Origin of the sequence: Leifsonia sp. 466MF (assembly GCF_900100265.1) — a bacterium.
Lineage (GTDB): Bacteria > Actinomycetota > Actinomycetes > Actinomycetales > Microbacteriaceae > Leifsonia.
The window spans coordinates 1,902,692-1,925,956 of the sequence record NZ_LT629696.1 but is presented as its reverse complement, the minus strand read 5'-3'; the positions used below and the strand labels follow the sequence as shown (position 1 = coordinate 1,925,956).

Genomic DNA, 23,265 nt, shown 5'->3' with positions numbered 1-23,265 from the left:
TCATGAGGCGAGCGTAGCCGCTAGCCGGGGTGCGCGGAACGGTCGGTGCCCGTTGTGCGTCGCGTCATCGCTGGGCTATCCTCCCGCACGGAACGGGAGTCGTGGATGGCAGCCGAGATCCCACGCGCAACAGACCCTGTCACCTTCGCCGGCGGGGTGCTCGACCGCTACCGCCATGTCTGCGCCTTCGTGAACGGGCAGGCGGAGGCCGACGCCGTGCTCGATCCGTTCCTCCGGGACGGCGTGGATGCGGGCGACCGCCTCCTGTACCTGGTGGACACCGCGACGCCCGGTGCTCCGCTCCGCCGTCTCCGTCGCCTGGGGTTCGACACGGGCGCGCTGCTCGAGGAGAGGCGTTGCGAGGTGCGGACCTGGGCCGAGACGTACCTGCGCAGCGGGGACTTCGACCAGGCAGACATGCTGGACCAGCTGGATGCGATGCTCGGCACGTCGGGCCGCCCGCGCATCCGGCTGCTTGCCGACATGGGGTGGGCGGTCGACCGGGACGGGGTCGCGGACGATCTGATCGAGTTCGAGGCGCGGGCGAACTTCCTGCACGCCCGCCACCAGCACGTGGTCATCTGCGCCTACGACACGTCCCGCTTCGACGGCGCCTTCATCATTGACATCCTGCGCACGCATCCGATGGTCCTCATCGGCGGGTTGCTGCAGGAGAACCCGTTCTTCGTACCGCCGGAGGAGTTCTTGCAGGAACGGAGCGCCCGTGGCTGACTATCCCGCCCCCGAGCCCGCCCTCGCACCCGACGATCGGGGGTGGATGCGCGACCTCGGGGCGATGCTCGCGCTGCCGTCGCTGTGGGTGGATCACAGTCCCGCCGAGATCGCGGACGGCCTGCTGAGCGTCCTGGTCGGCGTCCTGCGGCTGGAGGCGGGTTTCGCCCGGTTCGAGATCCCCGGCGGTCAGGAGCGGCTCGAGGCCTGGCGTCCGTCCGGGCCGCCTGCGCCGGACTCCCTGGTGGAGGCGCTGCGGTCCGGTCGTGCGTTCCCGGACTCCGGCGGCACGGAACCGGGTCCGACCGGTTTCGCGACAGCCGCCGTGCGGACGGCCGAGGTGGGCGGTGCGACGACCGGACGGATCACCCGGGTCGCCGGGCTCAGCCTGGCGCTGCCGTGGGAGTCGGCACGCGTGCTGGTGGCGGCATCCCGGGCCGACTTCCCGACCGAGCGGGAGACGCACCTGCTGCGGGTCGCGGTCGGGCAGGCGGCGATCGCCCTCCACACGGCACGGCGCCTGGCGGCCGAGCAGGATGCCCGTCGGGCGGCCGAGCGGGAGCGCGATCGTCAGACGCACGCCCTGCACGCCCTCCTCGACGACCTGGGCCCGGCACTGACGGAGGCGACGCGCCGGGTCCGTCAGGCGGCGAAGGAGGCGGACGACCCGAACGTGTCGCTCGGTGCCGCTGGCACGCATCCTCTCTCGGCACCGGATGCGGGGGAGCGGGCCGTCGTAGCGTTGCGCGGCTCACCTCTGGATCCGGCTCCTGTGCGCGGCTCGGCGGCAGACGACATGGCGCCGCTCGACGAGACGCTGACCCGCCGCGAACTCGAGGTGCTCGGCCTTCTCGCGCAGGGGTTGAGCAACAAGGAGATCGCCGGTGTGATGTGGCTTAGTGACCGGACGGTCGAGCGCCACATCACGAGTCTGTACCGCAAGATCGGGGTCGGTCGGCGCAGCGAGGCAACGGCGTTCGCGCTCCGGCACGGGGTCGTCTGACCGGGAGTCAGCCGAGCGCGGATCACCCGAGCGCGGATCACCCGAAGGTGAAGCAGTACGCTTCGAGCCCCGTGCGGTCGAACTCCAGCTGGAGCACCGCATCCTGTACGCGGCCCTGCTGCCGGATCAGCTGGAAGGTGTCCTGGCGGTCGACCACGCCGCCACCGTCGGCGTCGACATCCGTGCCGTGCGCGTCGCCGGGCGGCCGGCCGTCGAGAAGCACACGGAACGGGATGTGGGTGCCGGCCGGGGTCGGTCCCATCACGAGATTCGCGTCACGTGCGTGGAAGGCGAACGCGACGCTGCCGCCGGCCTCGTCGAGCACGGCCGCGTGCCGTGCATGCGTCCAGCGGCCCGTCAGGTCCCAGCCGTTGAGGGGCAGCGCGCCGGTGCCGTCGTAGGACTCGCTCCGGTCGTAGCGGTCGGCCGACTCGGAGACGAAGCCGCTGCTCTGGCCGTACCCGAGGTAGGTCTCGGGCGAACGGAGGTCACGCCAGTCCGCCGCCACCTCCAGTCCGTGCGGCTCGACCATCACGAGGTTCAGATCCAGATCGCGGGCGCCCGCCGCCGTCAGAAGCCGCTGGATCATCATCTCGGTGCGCTCGTACTCGCCCTCGCCGAAATGGTGGAACCGCAGCCGCCCGTCGGCGTCGGCCAGGTAGACGGCCGGCCAGTAGTGGTTGGCGAAGTCGTCCCAGACGCCGTAGTCGTCATCCACCGCGACCGGGTATTCGACGCCGAGCGCGCGGGTGCGTTCGATCACGTTGGCGCGGTCGTGTTCGAACCCGAACTCGGGCGTGTGGACGCCGATCACGGTGAGCCCGTCGGCGGCGTACTTCTCGTGCCAGGCGCGCAGGTACGGGAGCGTGCGGAGCCAGTTGACGCAGGTGTAGGTCCAGAAGCCGACGAGGACGACGCGGCCGCGCAGGCCTTCGGGCGTCAGCGGCTCGGAGTTGAGCCAGCCGGTGGCGCGGGCGAACGGTGGGAGCCGGCCCTCGTCGGGGAGCGGCTCCTCGTCGCCCGCGAGCCGGTGCGCGATGGTGCGGAACAGGCCGCGCTCGCGGTCGTCGTCAGCCGACACGGTCGTTCTCCGCTCGGGTGGCGGCCTCGTCGGCCATCCGCGCGACGTCGAGGACGGCGTCGGCGAACGCGCGCGGCGCCTCCTGCGCCAGGTTGTGCCCGACACCGCCGGTGATGAGTCGATGCTCGTACGGTCCGGTGAAGCGGTCGCGATAGGCGGCCGGATCGAGGTGGAAGGCGCCGTTCGCGTCGCCCTCCAGAGTGATCGCCGGGACCGGGATCGCCGGACGGGCCGCGATGCGGGCCTCCACCTCGTCGAGGCGGGGGTCGCCGTCGGCCAGCCCCAGCCTCCACCGGTAGTTGTGGATGACGATGTCGACGTGATCGGGATTGGCGAACGCCGGCCTGCTGCGCTCGAAGGTGGCGTCGTCGAAGTCCCAGCGCGGGGACGCCGTGCGCCAGATCAGGCGCGCGAACTCGTCGCGGTACCGGTCGTAGCCGGCCCGGCCGCGCTCGGTGGCGAAGTAGAACTGGTACCACCACGTCAGCTCGTCCACCGGGTGCAGCGGGTTCGCGTTGGCGGCCTGTCCGGCGACGAGGTACCCGCTCGCGGTCACCTGCCCGCGCACACGCTCCGGCCACAGGGCGGCGAGGATGTTCGTCGTCCGGGCGCCCCAGTCGCAGCCGCCGACCAGCGCCTGTTCGATGCCCAGCGCATCCAGCAAGGCGATCGCGTCGGCGGCGAGCGCGGCCGGCTGACCGGTCCTCAGGGCGCCGGGGTGGCGGAACGTCGTCGTGCCGTAGCCGCGGAGGAACGGCACGACGACGCGGAAGCCGGCGCCCGCGAGTGCGGGCACGACCCCCTCGAAGCTGTGGATGTCGTACGGCCAGCCGTGAAGCAGCAGCACCGGTGGTCCGTCGGCCGGCCCGCTGTCGGTGTACCCGATGTTCAGCTCGCCGGCGTCCACCTGCCGCACCGCGCCCATCCCGTCGGTTTCGGATGTCCCGTCGATTCCCGCCATCGTCGCGCTCCCGTCGTCTGATCCGATCCTGCCCCCGACGGTGCTCAGCGCAGAGACCGGAATGTGGCGCGCAGCTCCTGCGAGAACAGCTCCGGCTGCTCCCATGCGGCGAAGTGCCCGCCGCGGTCGAGGCGGTTCAAGTGGATGAGGTTCGGGTAGGCGGCGGTCGCCCAGCTCCGTGGTGCGGCGTAGATCTCATCCGGGAACACGCTCACGCCGACCGGGAGGGTGACCCCCTTCGGCGCGAAGAACGCGAGCTTGCTCTCCCAGTAGAGCCGGGCTGAGGACACCGCGGTGTTCGTCAGCCAGTACAGCGTGACGTTGTCGAGGATGTCGTCGCGGGTCAGTCCCTCCGAGGCGCCGGCGAAGACCCGGGCGATGAGGTCGTAGCTGCGGGCGTCGTGGTCGAGCATCCACGCGGCCAGCCCGACGGGGGAGTCAGCGATCCCGTAGAGGGTCTGCGGCCGGTTGCCCATCTCCTGCGCGTAGGCGAGACCGTGCGCGTAGAAGAAGGCGAGCTGGTCCCACGCCCCGCGCTCCTCGGAGTCGAGGTCGGCCGGCGGCTGCTCGTGAGCATCCAACGCCTCCTGGATGGCGGGCGGGATGGTCGCGGCCATGTTGGTGTGGATGCCGATGAGCCCGGGAGGGGCGAGCAGAGCCAGCTGCTCGGTGACGGCGTTGCCCCAGTCGCCGCCCTGGGCGACGTAGCGGTCGTAGCCGAGCCGCCGCATCAGCTCTGCCCACGCCCGGGCGATGCGGATCGGGTCCCAGCCGGTCGCATCCGGCTTGCCCGAGAAGCCGTGGCCGGGAAGCGACGGGATGACGAGATCGAAGGCGTCGGAGGCTTCGGCCCCGTGGGCGCTCGGGTCGGTGAGCGGGCCGATGATCTTCAGCTGCTCGATGACGGAGCCCGGCCAGCCGTGCGTGACGATCATCGGGAGGGCGTCCGGGTGCGGCGAGCGGATGTGCAGGAAGTGGATGTCGAGGCCGTCGATCTCCGTCATGAACTGCGGGATCTCGGCCAGCCGTGCCTCGACCGTGCGCCAGTCGTGCTGGTCGGCCCAGTACTCGGCGAGGGCGCGCATGACGTCGAGCTGAACGCCCTGCGAGCTGTCGTCGACGGTCTCGCGCTCCGGCCAGCGGGTCGCGCGGATCCGCCGTCGGAGGTCGTCGAGCTCCTCGTCGGTGGCGGTGTAGGTGAACGGGCGGATGTCCTCGGCACGGGTGCTGTCGGCGTCGTGGCGGTGTTCGGCGATGGTCATGGGTGCTCCTGGGGTGGTCTCCGTGGTTCCGGGCGGTACTCGGCGGTCGAGCGGCCGTCGCGAGTCGATGGTGACGCCGGCCGGTCGCCCCTGGCATCGGGGAGAACACTCAACGGAACGCCTGCGCCGCCGCGGGGTGGCGGGAACCCCTCACCGCCTGCGGCCATGTGAACGTCCTCATCCCGTATGCGCGCCTCGCAGCACGCGGAAAGGGAGGGTCGCTAGGATTTCAGCAACGTCCGCCGAACCGAGGGATGCCGATGACCGATCTGCCGCGACGGCATCAGCGCGCCCGGGGGCCGGAGGGTGTCCGTCACGGTCGGCTGCCGCGACGGCGTGCGGCGATCGCAGCGCTCAAGCTCCTCGCGGGTGCGCTCGTCGTCGCGTTCGTCAGCATCGGCTCCGTCGCCGCGTACGCGGTGTGGGATGTGGCCCACTCCATCAAGACCGGCGTCCACCTGCAGGCGCTGCCCGGGCAGACTCCCATCCCGCAGGACATCCCGAACGTCGGCGCGCTCCCCGGCGGAGTCAACCTGCTCCTCGCCGGCACGGACAGCCGCAGCGATCTGGGCGGCATCTACAACAGCGAGGACGAGCAGGACGCCAGCAGCGGCGCGGGCAACAACGACGTCACGATGCTGCTGCACATCGCGCAGGACCACAAGAGCATGATGGTCGTCAGCTTCCCGCGCGACCTGATGGTGCCCATCCCGGACTGCCCGGACCCGAAGGGCGGGACGATCGACGGCAGCTCGTACGCGCAGTTCAACACGGCGCTGTCCCGCGGCGGTCTCAACTGCGTGGTGGCGACGGTGTCGAAGATGACCGGGTTGAGCATCCCCTTCGCGGCGGTGATCAACTTCAACGGCGTCAGCGCCATGTCGGACGCGGTCGGCGGCGTCACCGTCTGCCTCGCCTCGCCCGTCACCGACGACTACACGAACCCGCCGCTCGACCTCCCCGCCGGCGAGAACACGATCGTCGGGGATGTGGCGCTCTCGTTCCTGCGCAGCCGCCACGGGGTCGGCGACGGCAGCGACCTCGGCCGCATCTCCAACCAGCAGGTGTTCCTGTCGGCCCTCGCCCGCAAGGTCGTCGACGGCGGGGTGCTCTCGAACCCGGTGCAGCTGTACGCGCTGGCGAAGGCGGCCGTGAACAACATCACCCCGTCGGACACCCTGACGAACCCGACGACGCTGGTGCAGATCGCGCTGGCGCTTAAGGACACGGGACTCCAGAACATGGTGTTCGTGCAGTACCCGGCGGTGACCGACCCGGACAACCCCAACCGCGTGGTTCCGCAGGAGTCGGCGGCGGACGCGCTCAACGAGGCCCTCGTGAACGACCAGCCGGTGAAGCTGACCGGCTCGACCGGCCGAGCAGCCGAGGACCCGACGGCGACCGCGTCGCCCGCGCCGGAACCGGGTGGCGAACCGTCGCCAGCGACGCCCACCGCTCCTGCGGCGCCGGGCACGCCCGCGACGACGGACCCGTCCGCCGGCGGAGCGGTCGAGCTGCCGTCGACGATCACCGGCCAGACGGCGGCGCAGCAGACCTGCACGAAGGGCAACAACTAGCCGCGTCTCGGTGCGCGGAACGGAGGAGCTGCGCGCTCCGCGGGCGCGCATCCGCCTCCGTTCGTGGCGAAACGCCGGGGTGCAGGTCGGTATCTCCTCCGTTCGTCGCGCGCGTCGCTGCGTGACGAATAGGGAGGAATTCGGCGGGCTGCGACGGCGTGTCGACGGGAAACGGAGGGGATGGGGCGCCGAGCAGCCGCATCCACCTCCGGTTCCGACACGGGGCGATCGGGGGATGTTGCCTCGATCCCCGCGACCACGTTGAATGAGTCCATGACCAACGTGCGGATCGAGCGGATGTCGTCGCTCCAGCTGAGAGTGCTCGTCATCGCGATCCTCGCGAGCTTCGTCGCCTTCCTCGACGGCGCCGTCATCAACGTCGCCCTCCCGGCGATCTCGCGGGAGCTCGGCGGAGGGCTCCCGCTGCAGCAGTGGGTGGTCGACGGCTACCTGGTCACGCTCGGCTCGCTCATCCTCATCGCCGGGTCGCTGTCCGACGTGTTCGGCCGCAAGCGCGTGCTCTACGCGGGACTGATCGGCTTCGGCATCACGTCGCTGATGTGTGCGTTCGCGCCGACCGGGGTGTTCCTTGTGATCGCCCGCGCGCTGCAGGGCGTCGCCGGGGCGCTGCTGGTGCCCAGCTCACTCGCGATCATCATCTCCCGCTTCGACGGCCCGGCCCAGGCCAAGGCGATCGGTCGCTGGACCGCGTGGACCGGTGTGGCCATGATCGCCGGCCCGGTGGTCGGGGGCATCTTCGTCGACACGCTGTCGTGGCGGTGGGTGTTCGTCATCAACGTGATCCCGATCGCGATCACGCTGATCCTCATGATGACCCTGAAGGGCGAGGACAAGGGGATGGGCGGCCGCGTCGACTACGCCGGTGCGATCCTCGGATCGGTCGGTCTCGCCGGGACCGTGTTCGCCCTGATCGAGCAGGGGACGTACGGATGGGGGAATCCGCGCGTCTGGATCCCGCTCGTGGTCGGCATCCTCAGCCTGGTGGCGTTCTTCATCGTGGAGACGCGCGTGAAGCAGCCGATGCTGCCGCTCGGGCTGTTCAGCGTCCATAACTTCTGGGTCGGCAACGTCTCCACGTTCTTCGTCTACGGCGCGCTGTCGTTCGGCCCGCTCATTGTCACGCTGTACCTGCAGCAGGTGGCCGGGTTCTCGGCGATCGCGGCCGGGTTCGTGTTCATCCCGTCCACGCTGTGCATGCTGCTGCTCTCCGGCCTGTTCGGCGGGCTCGCCGGACGCTACGGGCCCCGGCTGTTCATGGCGGTCGGGCCGATGATCGCCTCCGCGGGCTTCCTCTGGCTGCTGATGATGGGCACGGACGTCGACTACTGGACGACCCTGCTGCCCGCGGTGCTGCTGTTCGGCGTCGGCCTGTCGATCACCGTCGCGCCGCTGACGAGCGCAATCCTGGGCGCCATCCACCCGGAGCAGGCGGGAATCGCGTCTGCCGTGAACAACGCCGTGTCGCGCATCGCCGGACTGCTTGCGGTCGCCGCCGCCGGGATGATCATCGGCGGCACGCTCGACACGCAAGGACTCCACCGAGCGATGATCGCCGCGGCCGCGCTGCTGCTCGTCGGCGGCGTGGTGTCGGCGATCGGCATCCGCAACAAGGCGCCGGTCGCCGACAAGATTCAGACCGTGACCGACTGACCCGTCAGGGCGAGCATGGCGACGTCCACGATGGCGCAGGTCATGATCAGCTGCATGAGGAGGCGCGTCGGACTCCGGCGGAACAGCAGGACCACACCGGTCACTGTCGCCGCGAGGCCGATCACCAGGCCGACGATGAGGAGCGGGCGGACCGGGAGGCCGGGGCCGAACGTGATGAGCAGGGTCGCGATCGCGAGCGCCGCGAAGGCGAGCAGTCCGCTGAGCCGCGCGCCCAGCCGGTGCGGGAGCCCGCTGATGCCGGTGCGCGCGTCATCCTCCAGATCCGGGAGCACATTGGTGACGTGCGCGGCGACGCCGAGCAGAGCGCCGGCGGCGAACACCCACCACTGCGGCAGTGCGGGCTGCTCCTGACCCAGGGTGGCGATGGCGGGCAGCACACCGAACGACACCGCGAACGGGACGAACGAGAAGACGGTCGCCTTCAGCCCCAGGTTGTACGCCCAGCCGCCGGCGATGGCGACCACGTGGGCGATCAGCGCCCCCGGCCCGAGCGGGATCGTCAGCAGGATCGCCGCCGCCAGCGCCACGAAGGCGGCGACGCGGACGGTCGGGACCGAAACGTCTCCGCGCGCCGCCGGCTTGTCGCTGCGCTCCACCGCGCGGTCGCGGGCCGCATCCAACCAGTCGTTGCACCAGCCGATGGACAGCTGGCCGAAGAGCACGGCCAGAGCGAGGATCACGAGCCGGCCGGGTGGATAGCCGAGGCCGACGCCGAGCAGCGTCGCGATCACCGTGACCACGACGGTGGGCCCTGGGTGACTGGCGAGCAGGAGGGAGAGCACCTTCTTCGCCATGCCGTCATCGTATCCCGGGGCCGGACTGCAAACTACTTGCGTTGATCTGCAAGGATTTGCGTACACTGTGGTCATGTCGAAACGACTCGCCGAAGTGGCGCGCAAGGTCGGTGTCAGCGAGGCCACCGTCAGCCGCGTCCTCAACGACAAGCCGGGAGTGTCGGACGCCACCCGTCAGGCGGTGCTGACCGCCCTGGATGTGCTGGGCTACGAGCGGCCGACCAAGCTGCGCGGAGAGCGCGCTCGGCTCGTCGGGCTCGTGCTCCCCGAACTGCAGAACCCGATCTTCCCCGCCTTCGCCGAGATCATCGGGGGAGCACTCGCGCAGAACGGCTACACCCCGGTGCTCTGCACGCAGACCGCCGGCGGCATCTCGGAGGCCGACTATGTCGAGCTCCTGCTGCAGCAGCAGGTCTCCGGTGTTGTCTTCGTCGGCGGCGCCTATGCCCAGCAGGATGCGGACCACAGCCACTACGGCCGGCTGACCGACCTGCACCTCCCGACCGTCCTCGTGAACGCCCCCGTCGACTCTCTGGGATTCGCCACGGTCTCCTGCGACGACACGGTGGCCACGACCCAGGCGCTGACGCACCTTCGGTCGCTCGGCCACGAGCGGATCGGGCTGCTGCTGGGGCCGCGCGACCACATCCCGTCGCAGCGTAAGCTCGCGGCAGCCCGCCGGATCACGGCGGAGTGGGGCGACGAGCTGGATGAGTCCCTCGTCGTGCACTCGCTGTACTCCCTCGAGGCAGGCCAGGCGGCGGCGACCCGGCTTCTCGCCGCCGGCGTTACGGCGATCGTGTGCGCGAGCGACCCGATGGCGCTCGGGGCGATCCGGGCCGTCCGGCGGGCCGGGCTCTCGGTGCCGCGCGACGTCTCCGTCGTCGGCTACGACGACTCCGCGCTGATGAACTGCACCGAGCCTCCGCTGACCACGATCCGGCAGCCCATCGAGCCGATGGGACGCACGATCATCGAGCTCCTGCTCCGTCAGATCTCCAGCGATTCGGCCATCCGGGACGAGCTGTTCTTCGAGCCGGAACTGGTGGTGCGTGGTTCCACCGGGCCCGCTCCGCACGCGAGCTGAGCCGCAAGCGCACGCAAAAGTGCGCAAATGAATTACGCATTGTTGAGTTCTTGCGTCATTCTGTCGAACTAGCTACATTTCGGTGAACGACGACGGCGCCGCGGTGTCCGTCGCGACGACAGATGACCGAAGGGCTCAGCGTGGATCTCACCGTGATGGACGGCGGCACCGCCGCACCCGTCGCCGCTCCGCAGCCGGCGAGCGCCGGTGCGACGGCGCGTGCCGCATCCGCACCGCCGTCCGACGACCCGCAGTGGTGGCGCAGCGCGGTGATCTACCAGATCTACCCGCGCAGCTTCGCGGACGGGAACGGCGACGGCGTCGGCGACCTCGCCGGCGTGCGGCAGCACCTGCCGTACCTCGCCGACCTCGGCGTCGACGCGCTCTGGTTCACGCCCTGGTACGACTCGCCGCTCGCCGACGGCGGTTACGACGTCGCCGACTACCGCCGCATCCACCCGGCATTCGGTGACCTGGCGGAGGCGGAGGCGCTGATCGGCGAGGCGCTCGCCCTCGGCATCCGCACCATCATCGACGTCGTCCCGAACCACGTCTCCGACCGGCACCGCTGGTTCCAGGAAGCCCTCGCCGCCGGCCCGGGATCGCCCGAGCGCGAACGCTTCTGGTTCCGGCCCGGCCGCGGCGACGACGGCTCGCAGATGCCGACATCGTGGCCGTCGAACTTCTCCGGAGACACCTGGACGCGCACGACGAACCCCGACGGGACGCCCGGCGAGTGGTACCTGCACCTGTTCAGCCCGCAGCAGCCGGACCTCAACTGGGACCACCCGGATGTGCGGCGCGAGCACGAGGACATCCTGCGGTTCTGGTTCGACCGCGGCGTCGCCGGAGTGCGGATCGACTCGGCCGCGCTGCTCGTGAAGGATCCGGCGCTGCCCGAGGTGCCCGAGCATCCCGGGGCGGGGGAGCATCCCAACCAGGACCGCGACGAGCTCCACGACATCTATCGCGGCTGGCGCGCCCTCGCCGACGGGTATCCGGGAACCCGGGTGCTGGTGGGCGAGATCTGGCTGCCCGACATCGAGCGGTTCGCGCTGTACCTGCGACCGGACGAGCTGCACACCGCGTTCAACTTCGACTTCCTGGCCCGGCCCTGGGATGCGGTGGAGCTGCGCGCATCCATCGACGAGACGCTCGCGGCGCATGCGCCGGTCGGCGCTCCGAGCACGTGGGTCCTCTCGAACCACGACGTCACCCGAGCGGTGACCCGGTACGGTCGCGAGGACACCTCGTTCGCCTTCGCCACCAAGCGCAAAGGCACCCCGACCGACCTCGCCCTCGGGACGCGCCGGGCACGCGCCGCGGCGCTCCTCACGGCCGCCCTGCCCGGTTCGCTGTACATCTACCAGGGCGACGAACTGGGGCTGCCGGAGGTCGAAGACCTTCCCGACGAGCTCCGCGAGGACCCGATGCACGAGCGCTCCGGCGGCGTCGACCCCGGCCGCGACGGCTGCCGGGTCCCACTCCCGTGGCGGGGGACGCAGCCGCCGTTCGGCTTCAGCCCCGAGGGCGCCGACGCCGATCCGTGGCTGCCTCAGCCGGCCGGCTGGGCCGCGCTGACCGTGCAGGCGCAGCAGAGCGACCCCGCCTCGATGCTGTGGCTCTACCGGCAGGCGCTCCGCATCCGCCGCGCAGAGCCCGGCCTCGGCGACGGACCGCTGACCTGGCTGGATGCGCCGGACGGTGTGCTGGCCTTCGCCCGCGGCGCCGCCTTCGCGAACGTCACCAACCTCTCCGCCGCTCCGGTCGACCTCCCGGAGCACCAGGCGATCCTCCTCAGCAGCCGCCCGCTCGTCGACGGGAAGCTGCCACCCGACTCGACGGTCTGGCTGCGGACGCAGCACCGGCCGACGGGACACCTCACCACCTGAACGCACTATCCACGCACTGCACCATCCACGCACTGCACCATCACTCGAAAGGGTCCAGACAATGAAGTCATCACTCAGGATCACGGCGGTCGCCGCGGTCACCCTCGCCGGAGCGGGGCTCCTGGCCGGATGCTCGTCATCCGGCGGCGACTCCGGCGACGGGAAGGTCCACATCACCGTCGCCAGCCTCATCCCGGGCAGCGACAAGGCCGCGTTCACGGCCTTCGACGACCGGGTCAAGGAGTTCGAGAAGGCCAACCCGAACATCGACATCAAGTCCGAGGAGTACCAGTGGACGGGGCCGACGTTCGCGACGCAGCTCGCCGGCGGAACTCTCCCGGATGTCTTCAACGTTCCGTTCACCGACTCCCAGTCGCTGCTCCAGGCGGGTCAGCTCGCCGACATCACCGCAGAGGTGAAGAAGCTGCCGTACGCGGACAAGTTCAACGAGAAGGTGCTCGCAGTGGCGAAGTCCGGCGACAAGATCTACGGCATCCCGTACGGCCCGTACGCCATGGGACTGTCGTACAACCGCGAGATCTTCCAGAAGGCCGGGCTCGACCCGGACAAGCCGCCGACGACCTGGGACGAGGTCCGTTCGGCCGCCAAGACCATCTCCGAGAAGGTTCCGGGTGTCGCCGGCTACATGCAGATGACGCAGGGCAACACCGGCGGCTGGCAGCTGATCACGACCGTGTACGCCCGCGGCGGCCGGATGGAGACCACCGACGGCGGCAAGACGAAGGTCACCACCGACAACCCGGTCACCAAGGAGGCGCTGCAGTGGCTGCACGACCTCCGCTGGGAGGACAACTCGGTCGGCAGCAACTTCCTGCTCGACTGGAGCGGCATCAATCAGGCGTTCGGCGCCGGGCAGATCGCCATGTACCCGTCGGGATCCGATGTGCTCACCTCGCTGGTGCAGCAGAACAACGTCGACCCGGCCAACTACGGACTGACGATGCTGCCGATCGACTCGTCGAACAGTGATGCCGGCGTCCTCGGCGGCGGCAACGTCGCGGCCGTCAGCCCGAAGTCATCGCAGGCGCAGAAGGAAGCTGCGGTCAAGTGGATCGACTTCTACTACATGCAGAAGCTGCTCGACAAGGATCAGGCGATCGCCGACGCGAAGGTGCTCGTCAAGTCCAACCAGCCGGTCGGCGTTCCCACCCTGCCGCTCTTCGACAAGGCCACGTACGACCAGAACATGGAGTGGATCGCGGGCGAGATCAATGTGCCGCAGGAGAACGTGGCGCCGTTCACCGACAAGATCTTCGACGCCAACCTGGTCCCCGAGCCGAACAAGCACACGCAGGAGCTGTACGGCGCGCTCGACTCCGTCGTCCAGGCCGTGCTGACGGACAAGAACGCGAACATCGACCAGCTGCTGAAGAAGGTCGACAGCGACATCCAGAAGCTCGTCGACGCAGACAAGTGACGAACACGAACAAGTGACGAACGCAGACAAGTGACAACACACGATCGACAGCTGAGCCGTCCCCGCCGCACACCCCTGACCTGGGTGCGCGGCGGGGGCCTCAGCTCCCTGCTGTTCCTGCTGCCGATGCTCGTGATCTTCGGCATCTTCTCCTGGTGGCCCATCGTGCGGAGCGTCGTCATGAGCTTCCAGCACACCAATCTGGTGAGCGCGCCCACCTGGGTCGGCTGGGACAACTTCGTGCAGGTGGTGAACGATCCGCTGTTCTGGACGGCGGTCGGCAACACCGCCTGGTTCGCCTTCCTCGCGCTGCTGCTCGGGTACCCCATCCCGCTCATCGCGGCGGTGCTGATGAGCGAGGTGAAGCGCGCGAAGGGCCTGTACAGCGCGCTCGCGTACCTGCCCGTGGTCGTACCGCCGGTGGTGGCGGTGCTGCTGTGGAAGTTCTTCTACGACGCCCGCCCGGACGGCGTGTTCAACACGATCCTCGGATGGATCGGGATCCCGCCGCAGCCGTGGATCCAGTCGGCGACGCAGGCGATGCCGTCTCTCGTCGTCGAGGCGACCTGGGCCGCGGCGGGCGGAACGATCATCATCTACCTGGCCGCGATCACCGGAGTGGCGCCGGAGCTGTATGACGCGGCCGAGGTCGACGGTGCGGGCATCTGGCGCAAGATCTGGCACGTCACGCTGCCGCAGCTGCGCAGCGTCCTGCTGATCACGCTCATCCTGCAGATCATCGGCACGGCGCAGGTGTTCCTCGAACCGTTCCTCTTCACCGGCGGCGGCCCGGTCGACTCGACCGTCACCATCCTGCTGCTCATCTACCGGTACGCGTTCCAGAACTCGCTCGGCGGCGACTACGGCGCCGCCACCGCGCTCAGTCTGATGCTGGCGGCGTTCCTCGCCGTGCTGTCCCTCGTGTACTTCCGCCTCACCAAGTCCTGGAGCCAGAATTGACGACCTCGACCGAGCTGCCGCGCGAGGCGGCGGCCAACGCGCAGGAGCTCCTCGCGCCGGCTCCTCACGAGCCGGAGAGAAGGCAGCGGACCCGACGACGTGAGCGGGAGGACGCGGGCGACCGCGGCATCCTCTCGATCTCCGACCGCCGGAAACGCGGTGTGCGGTGGAGCGCGCGCGTCATCCACGGGGCTCTGCTCGTCGTCCTCGTGATCGTCGGCCTCGGTCCGCTGCTGTGGCTCGCGAAGTCGGCGATCACGCCGACGGAGGACACCCTCCGCACGCCGATGGCGCTGTTCCCGAACGGGGTCGACTGGGCGAATCTGTCGACCGCGTGGTCGACGGTCCACATCGACGTGCAGTTCATGAACACGATCTGGGTCGCGGCCGGCTCATGGGCGGCGCAGATCCTGGTGGCGACGACGGCCGGGTATGCGCTGAGCGTGCTCCGGCCCACGTACGGGAAGGTGCTGTACGGCCTCATCCTGACGACGCTGTTCGTGCCGTCGGTTGTGCTGCTCGTGCCGTTGTACCTGACCATCCTGAACCCGCCGCTGCTCGGCCAGTCGCTGATCAACACGTTCTGGGCGGTGTGGCTGCCGGCCGGCGCCAGCGCCTTCAACGTCGTGCTGGTGAAGCGGTTCTTCGACAACCTGCCGCGGGAGATCTTCGAGGCGGCGCGGACGGACGGGGCCGGGCCTTTCCGGCTGTTCTGGTCGATCGTGCTGCCGATGTCGAAGCCGATCCTCGGTGTCGTGTCCGTGTTCGCGATCATTGCGGCGTGGAAGGACTACCTCTGGCCGCTGCTCGTGCTGCGCGACCCGGCCATCCAACCGCTGTCGGTGCGGCTCCCCACGCTGCAGGCGGCGATCCAGCTTGACGTGTACCTGGCCGCCCTGGCCATCTCGACGCTCATCCCGATCGTGCTGTTCCTGGTGTTCCAGGGCCTGTTCCTGCGGAGCGCGGGGCTCGGCGGCGCCGTGAAGGGATGAGACGGCTGGGTTAGCATCGAGGGATGCGCGCAGCCCGACGCCGGACGGCCGCGGTGGTCGCCGTGGCGCTCTCGGCGACCCTGCTGATGGCGGGGCTGAGCGGATGCGTGGGTGCCGCTCCTGCCCACACGATAGGCGCCACCCACACCGCGGGCGCGGCTCCGACCCCGTCGCCGACGCCGACCGTCGACCCGGTCGAAGCGTACGCCCGGCAGCGCCTCGCCAACCTGACCCTGCGGCAGAAGGTGGCGAGCCTGTTCATGCTGCACACACCCGGTACCGACCCCCCGGCGCTGCGCGGATACGTCGACCGGTACGGCGTCGGCGGCATGATCCTGATGGGCGACAACATCCCGTCGACCCCCGCCGAGCTCGCCGCGCAGACGGCGGCCATGACGGCCTCCGACCCGGGCCTCCCTCCGCTGATCGGTGTGGACGAGGAGGGTGGCGACGTCACGCGCCTCGGCTGGGATGATCAGCCCGGCGCCGACACCCTGCGGGACCAGGACCCGGCAGCGACGCGCGACGCCTTCGCCCGGCGCGCGACGCTCCTGAAGCAGGCCGGGATCTCCGTGAACTTCGGGACTGTCGCCGACGTCACCGCGGACCCGGCCTCGTTCATCGCCGACCGCGTGCTCGGGACGGACCCTGGCGCGGCGGCCGCCCGTGTCGCCGCCTCGGTGACGGGGGAGCGCGGGACGGTGCTGAGCACGCTCAAGCACTTCCCCGGCCACGGCGAGAGCGAGGCCGACTCGCACAATGCCGTGCCGTCGACCGCCGTCAGCAAGCAGGACTGGTCGACGCGTGACGCCCCGCCGTTCCAGGCGGGCATCTCCGCCGGTGCCGAGCTGGTGATGTTCGGGCACCTCGCCTATACCCAGGTGGATGCGGCGCCCGCGTCGCTCTCGGCGGCCTGGCACCGCATCCTGACCGACGAGCTCGGGTTCCGCGGCGCGAGCATCACCGACGATCTGCGGATGCTGCAGGACACGGGGCTGCCGCAGTACCAGGACCCGGGGGAGAACGCGGTGCAGGCGATCGCGGCGGGGAACACCATGGTGCTCGACGTGCTGCCGGCCGGAGGCGATCCGGATGCTCTCATCGATGCCGTCGTCACGGCTGTGCAGCAGGGACGCATCCCGGTCGCGCAGATCGACACGGACGCGCTCAAGCTGCTGGAGCTGCGTCGATCGCTCTCCGCGGAAGAGTGACGCGTCAACTTTTTTCGTGAATCGCGGAATAGTCCGGGAGTCCATACGCTTGCATGTATTCGACGCGGGGCGGATGGGCCGCCCGGCGCGCGACTTCTAGGAGACACCGTGACTATCGAGATCCCCGGCTACAAGGCTGGCACCTGGACCATCGACCCCGCCCACAGCGAGGTCGGCTTCAGCATCCGTCACCTGATGATCAGCAAGGTGAAGGGCGTCTTCGAGAACTTCGACGCCACCTTCGTGACCGCCGAGAACCCGCTCGAGTCGAAGGTCACCGCGAAGGCCGACGTCGCCTCCATCAACACCAAGGACAAGAACCGCGACGCGCACCTCCGCACCGGCGACTTCTTCCTCGCCGAGGAGCACCCGACGATCGACTTCGTCTCGACCGGCGTGCGCCACGAGAACGGCGAGTTCCTCGTCGACGGCGACCTCACCATCAAGGGCATCACCAAGCCCGTCACCTTCGAGTTCGACTTCGGCGGCTTCGGCCAGGACCCGTACGGCAACTACAAGGCCGGCGCGACCGCGAAGACCAAGATCAACCGTGAGGACTTCGGCCTGACCTACAACGCCGCGCTCGAGACCGGCGGCATGCTGCTCGGCGACGAGGTCACCATCACCCTCGAGCTCCAGGCCGTCCTCGCCTCCTGACCCCTGCGCCTCGCGCCCCTGCGCCCCGCCCCCAGCGCCCCTCCGCCCACCGTCGAGTACGCACTCTTTGCACACGACACGCCACGCGTGCGTGCAAAGTTTGCGGACTCGACGGTGGGCGGAGGCGTTTGAGAGGGGGCGGGTCAGTGGCCGATGAGGGGGGAGAGGGTGCGCGCGATGACGGAGGCGCGACGGGTGACGGACTCCTCCAGGTCGGCGGACTCCATCGCGACGAGGCCCGCGTTGGCCCCGGCGAACCGGAGCGGCTCCGGCTCCCATCGCGGTGAGCGGTGCCCCACCCACGGCAGCATGGTCAGGTCGGTGCGGGATCCGGTGAGCAGGTCCGCGAGCGTACGCCCGGCCAGGTTCGTGGTGCTCAGCCCGTCGCCGACGTAACCGCCGGCCCAGGCCTCGCGTGCGTCGCGGTCGTAGCCGACGCTCGCGTGCCAGTCGCGCGGAACGCCGAGTGGTCCGCCCCAGTGGTGCGTGATCCTGGCGCCCGCGGCGTCCGGGAAGAGGTCGTGGAGCGTGTGGATGAGGTGGTCGCGCACGCGCGGCGACCGGTCGTATCCCGGCCGGATGGCGCTCCCCAGGTGGTACCGCGCGCCGCGGCCCCCGAACGCGAACCGGTTGTCAGCGGTCCGCTGCCCGTAGACGATGAGGTTCCGGAAGTCGGTGAACGTCTGCCCGTGCTCGATGCCGATGCGCTCCCACGTGGCGTCGGGCAGCGGCTCGGTGGCGATCATCAGCGAGTAGAGCGGGAGGATGCGGCGGCCCACCTGCGGAAGCTGCGAGCCGTATCCCTCGGTCGCGTTCACCACGGTGCCCGCTCGGACCGTGCGCGCGCAACCGCCGGAGCGCACCTGCACCGTCCCGGCGTCCCACGACAGCACCTCCGTGCCCTCCGCGATGGTCGCTCCGCGGCGTTCGACGACCCGGGCGAGACCGCGCACCAGCTTGGCCGGGTGGATGCGCGCGCACGCCGGCGTGTACGTCGCGGCCAGCGCATCCCGCACGCCGAACCGCGAGCGGACCGTCTCGGTGCCCCACAGCGCCACGCGGTCGACGCCGTAGCGCTCCGACTCCTCGAACTCGGCGCGCGCGGCCGCGACCTGCGGCGTCGACCGGGCGAACGTCACCGTGCCGCCGCGAGCGAAGTCGATGTCGATGCCTTCGGTCTCGGCGACCCGCCCGACCTCGTCGACGGTGTCGACCATCGCCTGGCGCATGCCCACGGCCGCATCCCGGCCGTACCGCGCGTCGAGCTTCGAGGCGGACCACGGGAAGAGCGACGAGCACCAGCCGCCGTTGCGGCCGGACGCACCGAAACCGGCGACCTCCTTCTCCAGCAGCAGGATGCGCAGAGACGGGTCGCGCTCCTGCAGGTAGTAGGCGGTCCAGAGGCCGGTGAGACCGGCGCCGACAACGGCGACATCCACATCGGCATCGGCGTCGAGGCCGGGCCGGGGGCGGAAGCCGTCCTCGTCGGCGGCGATGGAGTCGAACCAGAAGCCGACCGTGCGGTAGTCCATTGCGCTCCTTCTCGTTAAGGCGCGAATCCGGGACCGCGTGAGCAGTCCCGGATTCGTCCTTTGGGGGTCTTACAGGTGGTTCGAGGCCTCCGTCAGCACCGACTCCAGGATCTGGCGGATCTCGACGAACTCGCTCGGGCCGATGGTGAGCGGCGGGGCGAGCTGCACCACGGGGTCTCCACGGTCGTCGGCGCGGCAGTACAGGCCGGCGTCGAACAGGGCCTTCGACAGGAACCCGCGGAGCAGACGCTCCGACTCGTCGTCGTTGAAGGTCTCCTTGGTGTTCTTGTCCTTCACCAGCTCGATGCCGAAGAAGTAGCCGGCGCCGCGGACGTCGCCGACGATCGGCAGGTCGAGGAGCTTCTCGAGCTCGGCGCGGAACAGCGGGGAGTTCTCACGGACGCGCTCGTTGAGCTGCTCCTCCTCGAAGATGTCGAGGTTCTCCAGCGCCACCGCGGCCGAGACCGGGTGGCCGCCGAACGTGTAGCCGTGGTAGAACGACGTGTTTCCGTGCTTGAAGGGCTCGTAGATGCGGTCGCTGATGATCGTCGCGCCGATGGGGGAGTACCCGCTGGTCATGCCCTTCGCGCAGGTGATCATGTCCGGGACGTAGCCGTACTCGTCGCACGCGAACATGTGGCCGATGCGGCCGAATGCGCAGATGACCTCGTCGCTGACCATGAGGACGTCGTACTTGTCGCAGATCTCACGGACGCGCTGGAAGTACCCGGGAGGCGGCGGGAAGCATCCACCCGAGTTCTGGACCGGCTCGAGGAAGATGGCCGCGACCGTGTCGGGACCCTCGAACTGGATCATCTCCTCGATGCGGTTCGCCGCCCAGACGCCGAAGGCCTCGATGTCGTCGGTCGGTGCGCCCATCTCGCCCGCACGGTAGAAGTTGGTGTTCGGGACGCGGAACCCGCCGGGGGTGAGCGGCTCGAACATCTCCTTCATGGCCGGGATGCCGGTGATCGCCAGGGCGCCCTGCGGGGTGCCGTGGTAGGCGACGGCGCGCGACAGCACCTTGTGCTTGGTCGGCTTGCCCTGCAGCTTCCAGTAGTACTTGGCCAGCTTGAAGGCGGTCTCGACCGCCTCACCGCCGCCGGTGGAGAAGAAGACGCGGTTGAGGTCGCCGGGCGCGTAGGAGGCCAGCCGGTCGGCCAGCTCGATCGCGTTCGGGTGGGCGTACGACCAGATCGGGAAGAACGCCAGCTGCTCGGCCTGCTTCGCCGCCGTCTCGGCGAGACGCTTGCGGCCGTGGCCCGCGTTCACCACGAACAGTCCGGAGAGCCCGTCGATGTACTGCTTGCCGTGCGAGTCCCAGATGTGGTGGCCCTCGCCGCGCGTGATGATGGGGACGCCGTGGCCCTCTTCCATCACCGACTGGCGGGCGAAGTGCATCCAGAGGTGGTCGCGCGCCTTCGCCTGCAGCGCCGCCTCCTCGGCCGCGATCGGCTCGCCGAACGTTTCTACGGTTGTCGTCATGGTTATCGCGTTCCCCAGTTGTAGAACTGTTTGTGGAGTTTCAGATACACGAACGTCTCAGTGGAGAGCACGCCCTCCAGCGTCCGGATCTCGGAGTTGAGCATCGTGATGAGGTCGAGGTCGTTCTCGCACACCACTTCGGCGAGGATGTCGAAGGTGCCGGCAGTCAGCACCACGTAATCCACCGCCGGCATGGCCGCCAGCTTGTCGGCCACCGCACGCGTGTCGCCCGTGCAGCGCACGCCGATCATCGCCTGACGGTAGAAGCCGAGCTGCATGGGGTCGGTCACGGCCACAATCTGCATCACGCCCGACTCGGTCAGCTTCTGCACGCGCTGGCGCACCGCCGCCTCGCTGAGACCGACGGCCTTGCCGATCTCCGCGTACGACTTGCGGCCGTCCGCCTGCAGTTGCTCGATGATCGCCTTGGAGACGTCGTCGATGACCGCAGCCTTCTGGCCGTTCGCTGCCCGAGGGGTACTCATGGAGCGATTCTGTCAGTGGATTGGATGTCTGGCAAGCGATTCCGCACGAATTTGACCGTTTCGCTGACGAAATCAGTAGGCTAACCGCCATGACTGCTCGTGACGGCTCTGCTCCCGGCTCCTCAGCACGCGAACTCCGGAACTTCGTCGACGGCCGCTCCGTTGAAGCCCGCGGCACGGACAGTATCCCGCTGATCGACCCGGCGACGGAGGAGGTCTACGCCACCGCGCCCGTCTCCACCGAGGCGGATGTCGCCGACGCGTACACCGCCGCCGAGCGCGCCTTCCAGACGTGGGGGCAGACCACGCCGGCCGAACGCCAGCTCGCGCTGTTCCGGATCGCCGACGCGATGGAGGCGCGGGCCGAGGAGTTCGCGGACGCCGAGTCGCTGGACACCGGCAAGCCGCGCGCCACGCTGGTGGAGGACGAGATCCTGCTGTCGGTGGACCAGATCCGCTTCTTCGCCGGGGCCGCCCGCAATCTCGAGGGGCGGTCGGCGGGGGAGTACATGCCCGAGCACACCTCGTTCATCCGGCGCGAGCCGATCGGCGTCGTCGGTCAGGTGACGCCCTGGAACTACCCGCTGAACATGGCGGTGTGGAAGTTCGCCCCGGCTCTGGCCGCGGGCAACACGACCGTGCTGAAGCCGTCCGACACGACCCCGCTGTCGACGCTGCTGCTCGCGGAGGTCGCCGCCGAGTTCCTGCCGGCGGGCGTGCTCAACGTCGTGCTCGGCGATCGGACGACAGGCGCGGCGATGACCGCGCACCCCATCCCGCAGCTGATCTCGATCACCGGATCGGTGCGGGCCGGCATGGAGGTGGCGCGTGCGGCCTCCTTCGACCTCAAGCGGGTGCACCTCGAGCTCGGCGGCAAGGCGCCCGTGATCGTGTTCGACGACGCCGACATCGAGAAGGCGGTCGCCGGAATCGTCGCGGCCGGATACTTCAACGCCGGCCAGGACTGCACGGCGGCGACCCGCCTGCTCGTGCAGGACGGCATCCACGACGACTTCGTCGCCGCCCTCGCGCAGTACGCTCGCGAGAACGCGCGCACCGGCGCTCCGCGGGAGGACGGCATCCTCTACGGTCCGCTGAACAACGCCAACCAGCTGGCACAGGTTGCGGGATTCGTCGACCGGCTGCCCGACCACGCCCGCGTCGAGCTGGGCGGCAACCGCCAGGGCGACCGCGGCTACTTCTGGGAGGCGACGATCGTGTCCGGGCTCCGGCAGGACGACGAGGCCGTCCAGAACGAGATCTTCGGGCCGGTGCAGACGGTGCAGCGGTTCACCGACGAGGCGGAGGCGCTGGCGAACGCGAACGGCGTGAAGTACGGGCTGGCGTCGTCGGTCTGGACGAAGGACCACGGCCGGGCGATGCGGTTCGCCAAGGGGCTCGACTTCGGCTGCGTGTGGATCAACACGCACATCCCGATCGTCGCCGAGATGCCGCACGGCGGGTTCAAGCACTCCGGCTACGGGAAGGACCTGTCGGCGTACGGCTTCGAGGACTACACGCGCATCAAGCACGTCATGTCGTACATCGGAATTTAGGTCAGAGCGCGTTATCACAACGCGCGTGCTCTCTAGACTCCCCGGGTGATTCTCTGTCGTAACTCCAGCACCCCGTCCTGTCCCTCCCGTGTGCGCCGGTGCGTACGTGCGGCTGCCGTTGCGGCGGCTGTCGCCGGCGCCCTCGTCGTGGCTCTCGCGCCGTCCGTGCCCGCGGGCGCCCTGATCGGCGGGACGCCGGTCGCGGTCGGCGAACGTCCCTACTTCGCGACCGTGTCCGGGCCTGCCGGCGTGTGCGGCGGCGCGATGATCGGCACGGAATGGGCGATCACGGCCGGCCACTGCGTCGCACAGGGGGACGCTCGCGACGTCGTCGTGACGGCGGGATGGACCAGGGCCGGCGAGGGTCGTCCGGTCACCCTCCACGGTATCCAGGCGTACTGGCATCCGACCGTCGACATGGCGCTGATCCGCGTGCCGGCGACGCCGGGCATCGCGACCGTTCCGCTGGCCGACGCACCGCTCGTGGCGGGTGACACCTATATCAGCGTCGGCGCAGGTGAGGGGAGCGGCGAGCGCCTCACGGAGGGCCGCTTCAGAATCGACTGGGCGAGCCCGTACTGGGAGTTCACGGCGAAGGGAGCCACCGGCACCGAAGGGAACTGCTACGGGGACTCCGGGAGCCCCGACATCGTCGAGACGTCGGCCGGAGACCGCCTGGTCGGCGTCGCCTGGGCGATCACCCCGCAGACCTGCGGACCCACCACACGATCGCGCAGCTACAACGTCTGGTACCCCGCGACCCGCCAGTGGATCGCGTCGGTCACCGGAGGCGCCACCTCCTGACCCCTGCCAACAGCTCCGGAGTTTTTCGCCCCCGCCGCAGCGTGTCGGGCGGAAAAAGTCCGGA

At 69.7% G+C, this 23,265-nt stretch carries 20 protein-coding genes; 13 read left to right on the top strand and 7 right to left on the bottom strand.

Features of this window, described 5'->3' with window-relative positions:
* Positions 1 to 105: 105 nt before the first annotated feature.
* On the top strand, positions 106 to 732 hold the full coding sequence (locus tag BLR91_RS09145; RefSeq protein ID WP_089875566.1) for an MEDS domain-containing protein: 627 nt from the start codon (positions 106 to 108) through the stop codon (positions 730 to 732).
* Positions 725 to 1,735 (top strand): helix-turn-helix transcriptional regulator, encoded by a 1,011-nt coding sequence (locus tag BLR91_RS09140; RefSeq protein WP_089875569.1) that lies wholly within the window; start codon positions 725 to 727, stop codon positions 1,733 to 1,735. The genes BLR91_RS09145 and BLR91_RS09140 overlap by 8 nt, the downstream gene beginning before the upstream one ends.
* A 37-nt stretch (positions 1,736 to 1,772) precedes the next feature.
* On the opposite strand, the gene BLR91_RS09135 is transcribed toward BLR91_RS09140, so the two are convergent.
* From BLR91_RS09135 to BLR91_RS09125, 3 genes are read right to left on the bottom strand one after another with little or no spacing between them, the layout of a single operon-like run.
* Positions 1,773 to 2,816: a redoxin domain-containing protein gene (locus BLR91_RS09135; RefSeq protein WP_089875572.1), complete on the bottom strand. Its 1,044-nt coding sequence runs from the start codon at positions 2,814 to 2,816 to the stop codon at positions 1,773 to 1,775.
* A complete protein-coding gene (locus BLR91_RS09130; RefSeq protein WP_089875574.1) occupies positions 2,806 to 3,777 on the bottom strand; it encodes an alpha/beta fold hydrolase in 972 nt (323 codons plus the stop codon). Before BLR91_RS09130 ends, BLR91_RS09135 begins: the two co-directional genes overlap by 11 nt.
* A 44-nt stretch (positions 3,778 to 3,821) precedes the next feature.
* Positions 3,822 to 5,039, bottom strand: a complete 1,218-nt coding sequence (locus tag BLR91_RS09125) for an epoxide hydrolase family protein (RefSeq protein WP_089875575.1) — start codon at positions 5,037 to 5,039, stop codon at positions 3,822 to 3,824.
* Positions 5,040 to 5,299: 260 nt separating this feature from the next.
* Between BLR91_RS09125 and BLR91_RS09120 the strand changes: the two genes are divergently transcribed.
* Together BLR91_RS09120 and BLR91_RS09115 are read left to right on the top strand one after the other, a co-directional pair.
* Entirely contained in the window at positions 5,300 to 6,616 is a 1,317-nt protein-coding gene (locus BLR91_RS09120; protein ID WP_231918867.1) for an LCP family protein, read from the top strand.
* A 273-nt stretch (positions 6,617 to 6,889) separates the two neighbouring features.
* Positions 6,890 to 8,287 (top strand): MFS transporter, encoded by a 1,398-nt coding sequence (locus BLR91_RS09115; RefSeq protein ID WP_089875580.1) that lies wholly within the window; start codon positions 6,890 to 6,892, stop codon positions 8,285 to 8,287.
* Here the strand turns inward: BLR91_RS09115 and BLR91_RS09110 are convergent.
* Complete coding sequence (locus BLR91_RS09110) at positions 8,269 to 9,102, bottom strand: UbiA family prenyltransferase (protein ID WP_018190834.1); 834 nt, start codon at positions 9,100 to 9,102, stop codon at positions 8,269 to 8,271. The genes BLR91_RS09115 and BLR91_RS09110 overlap by 19 nt on opposite strands.
* 73 nt (positions 9,103 to 9,175) lie before the next feature.
* Between BLR91_RS09110 and BLR91_RS09105 the strand changes: the two genes are divergently transcribed.
* The 7 genes from BLR91_RS09105 to BLR91_RS09075 all read left to right on the top strand — a co-directional run bounded on the left by BLR91_RS09105 (position 9,176) and on the right by BLR91_RS09075 (position 17,339).
* Complete coding sequence (locus BLR91_RS09105) at positions 9,176 to 10,189, top strand: LacI family DNA-binding transcriptional regulator (protein ID WP_089875582.1); 1,014 nt, start codon at positions 9,176 to 9,178, stop codon at positions 10,187 to 10,189.
* 122 nt (positions 10,190 to 10,311) lie between these two features.
* On the top strand, positions 10,312 to 12,081 hold the full coding sequence (locus BLR91_RS09100; protein ID WP_089875584.1) for a glycoside hydrolase family 13 protein: 1,770 nt from the start codon (positions 10,312 to 10,314) through the stop codon (positions 12,079 to 12,081).
* A gap of 61 nt (positions 12,082 to 12,142) precedes the next feature.
* The gene (locus BLR91_RS09095; protein WP_089875585.1) at positions 12,143 to 13,519 is read left to right on the top strand and encodes an ABC transporter substrate-binding protein; all 1,377 of its coding nucleotides are present in this window, start codon (positions 12,143 to 12,145) and stop codon (positions 13,517 to 13,519) included.
* A 30-nt stretch (positions 13,520 to 13,549) separates the two neighbouring features.
* Positions 13,550 to 14,479, top strand: coding sequence for a carbohydrate ABC transporter permease (locus tag BLR91_RS09090; protein ID WP_231918866.1), 930 nt, complete (start codon positions 13,550 to 13,552; stop codon positions 14,477 to 14,479).
* Complete coding sequence (locus BLR91_RS09085) at positions 14,476 to 15,471, top strand: carbohydrate ABC transporter permease (protein ID WP_020074880.1); 996 nt, start codon at positions 14,476 to 14,478, stop codon at positions 15,469 to 15,471. Before BLR91_RS09090 ends, BLR91_RS09085 begins: the two co-directional genes overlap by 4 nt.
* Before the next feature lie 23 nt (positions 15,472 to 15,494).
* Positions 15,495 to 16,682 carry a glycoside hydrolase family 3 N-terminal domain-containing protein gene (locus tag BLR91_RS09080; RefSeq protein ID WP_089875589.1) on the top strand — a complete coding sequence of 396 codons (1,188 nt, stop codon included), beginning with the start codon at positions 15,495 to 15,497 and terminating at the stop codon, positions 16,680 to 16,682.
* A gap of 108 nt (positions 16,683 to 16,790) precedes the next feature.
* Positions 16,791 to 17,339 carry a YceI family protein gene (locus tag BLR91_RS09075; protein ID WP_018190841.1) on the top strand — a complete coding sequence of 183 codons (549 nt, stop codon included), beginning with the start codon at positions 16,791 to 16,793 and terminating at the stop codon, positions 17,337 to 17,339.
* Positions 17,340 to 17,482: 143 nt separating this feature from the next.
* On the opposite strand, the gene BLR91_RS09070 is transcribed toward BLR91_RS09075, so the two are convergent.
* The 3 genes from BLR91_RS09070 to BLR91_RS09060 all read right to left on the bottom strand — a co-directional run bounded on the left by BLR91_RS09070 (position 17,483) and on the right by BLR91_RS09060 (position 20,841).
* Complete coding sequence (locus BLR91_RS09070) at positions 17,483 to 18,871, bottom strand: NAD(P)/FAD-dependent oxidoreductase (RefSeq protein WP_089875591.1); 1,389 nt, start codon at positions 18,869 to 18,871, stop codon at positions 17,483 to 17,485.
* Positions 18,872 to 18,940: 69 nt separating this feature from the next.
* On the bottom strand, positions 18,941 to 20,356 hold the full coding sequence (locus BLR91_RS09065; protein ID WP_018190843.1) for an aspartate aminotransferase family protein: 1,416 nt from the start codon (positions 20,354 to 20,356) through the stop codon (positions 18,941 to 18,943).
* 2 nt (positions 20,357 to 20,358) lie between these two features.
* Entirely contained in the window at positions 20,359 to 20,841 is a 483-nt protein-coding gene (locus BLR91_RS09060) for an Lrp/AsnC family transcriptional regulator (RefSeq protein ID WP_018190844.1), read from the bottom strand.
* An 89-nt stretch (positions 20,842 to 20,930) separates the two neighbouring features.
* Here BLR91_RS09060 and BLR91_RS09055 point away from each other — a divergent pair, with 89 nt between their 5' ends.
* Together BLR91_RS09055 and BLR91_RS09050 are read left to right on the top strand one after the other, a co-directional pair.
* On the top strand, positions 20,931 to 22,397 hold the full coding sequence (locus BLR91_RS09055) for a gamma-aminobutyraldehyde dehydrogenase (RefSeq protein ID WP_089875593.1): 1,467 nt from the start codon (positions 20,931 to 20,933) through the stop codon (positions 22,395 to 22,397).
* A gap of 147 nt (positions 22,398 to 22,544) precedes the next feature.
* On the top strand, positions 22,545 to 23,201 hold the full coding sequence (locus BLR91_RS09050; protein ID WP_231918865.1) for a S1 family peptidase: 657 nt from the start codon (positions 22,545 to 22,547) through the stop codon (positions 23,199 to 23,201).
* The last annotated feature ends 64 nt before the right edge of the window (positions 23,202 to 23,265 follow it).

Excerpts from the sequence above, each read along its gene's own strand:
- BLR91_RS09110 (WP_018190834.1), bottom strand. The coding sequence starts at position 9,102 with ATGGCGAAGAAGGTGCTCTCCCTCCTGCTCGCCAGTCACCCAGGGCCC.
- BLR91_RS09055 (WP_089875593.1), top strand. The coding sequence starts at position 20,931 with ATGACTGCTCGTGACGGCTCTGCTCCCGGCTCCTCAGCACGCGAACTC.
- BLR91_RS09115 (WP_089875580.1), top strand. The coding sequence starts at position 6,890 with ATGACCAACGTGCGGATCGAGCGGATGTCGTCGCTCCAGCTGAGAGTG.
- BLR91_RS09105 (WP_089875582.1), top strand. The coding sequence starts at position 9,176 with ATGTCGAAACGACTCGCCGAAGTGGCGCGCAAGGTCGGTGTCAGCGAG.
- BLR91_RS09145 (WP_089875566.1), top strand. The coding sequence starts at position 106 with ATGGCAGCCGAGATCCCACGCGCAACAGACCCTGTCACCTTCGCCGGC.
- BLR91_RS09065 (WP_018190843.1), bottom strand. The coding sequence starts at position 20,356 with ATGACGACAACCGTAGAAACGTTCGGCGAGCCGATCGCGGCCGAGGAG.
- BLR91_RS09080 (WP_089875589.1), top strand. The coding sequence starts at position 15,495 with ATGCGCGCAGCCCGACGCCGGACGGCCGCGGTGGTCGCCGTGGCGCTC.
- BLR91_RS09120 (WP_231918867.1), top strand. The coding sequence starts at position 5,300 with ATGACCGATCTGCCGCGACGGCATCAGCGCGCCCGGGGGCCGGAGGGT.
- BLR91_RS09070 (WP_089875591.1), bottom strand. The coding sequence starts at position 18,871 with ATGGACTACCGCACGGTCGGCTTCTGGTTCGACTCCATCGCCGCCGAC.
- BLR91_RS09125 (WP_089875575.1), bottom strand. The coding sequence starts at position 5,039 with ATGACCATCGCCGAACACCGCCACGACGCCGACAGCACCCGTGCCGAG.
- BLR91_RS09130 (WP_089875574.1), bottom strand. The coding sequence starts at position 3,777 with ATGGCGGGAATCGACGGGACATCCGAAACCGACGGGATGGGCGCGGTG.
- BLR91_RS09060 (WP_018190844.1), bottom strand. The coding sequence starts at position 20,841 with ATGAGTACCCCTCGGGCAGCGAACGGCCAGAAGGCTGCGGTCATCGAC.
- BLR91_RS09100 (WP_089875584.1), top strand. The coding sequence starts at position 10,312 with ATGACCGAAGGGCTCAGCGTGGATCTCACCGTGATGGACGGCGGCACC.
- BLR91_RS09095 (WP_089875585.1), top strand. The coding sequence starts at position 12,143 with ATGAAGTCATCACTCAGGATCACGGCGGTCGCCGCGGTCACCCTCGCC.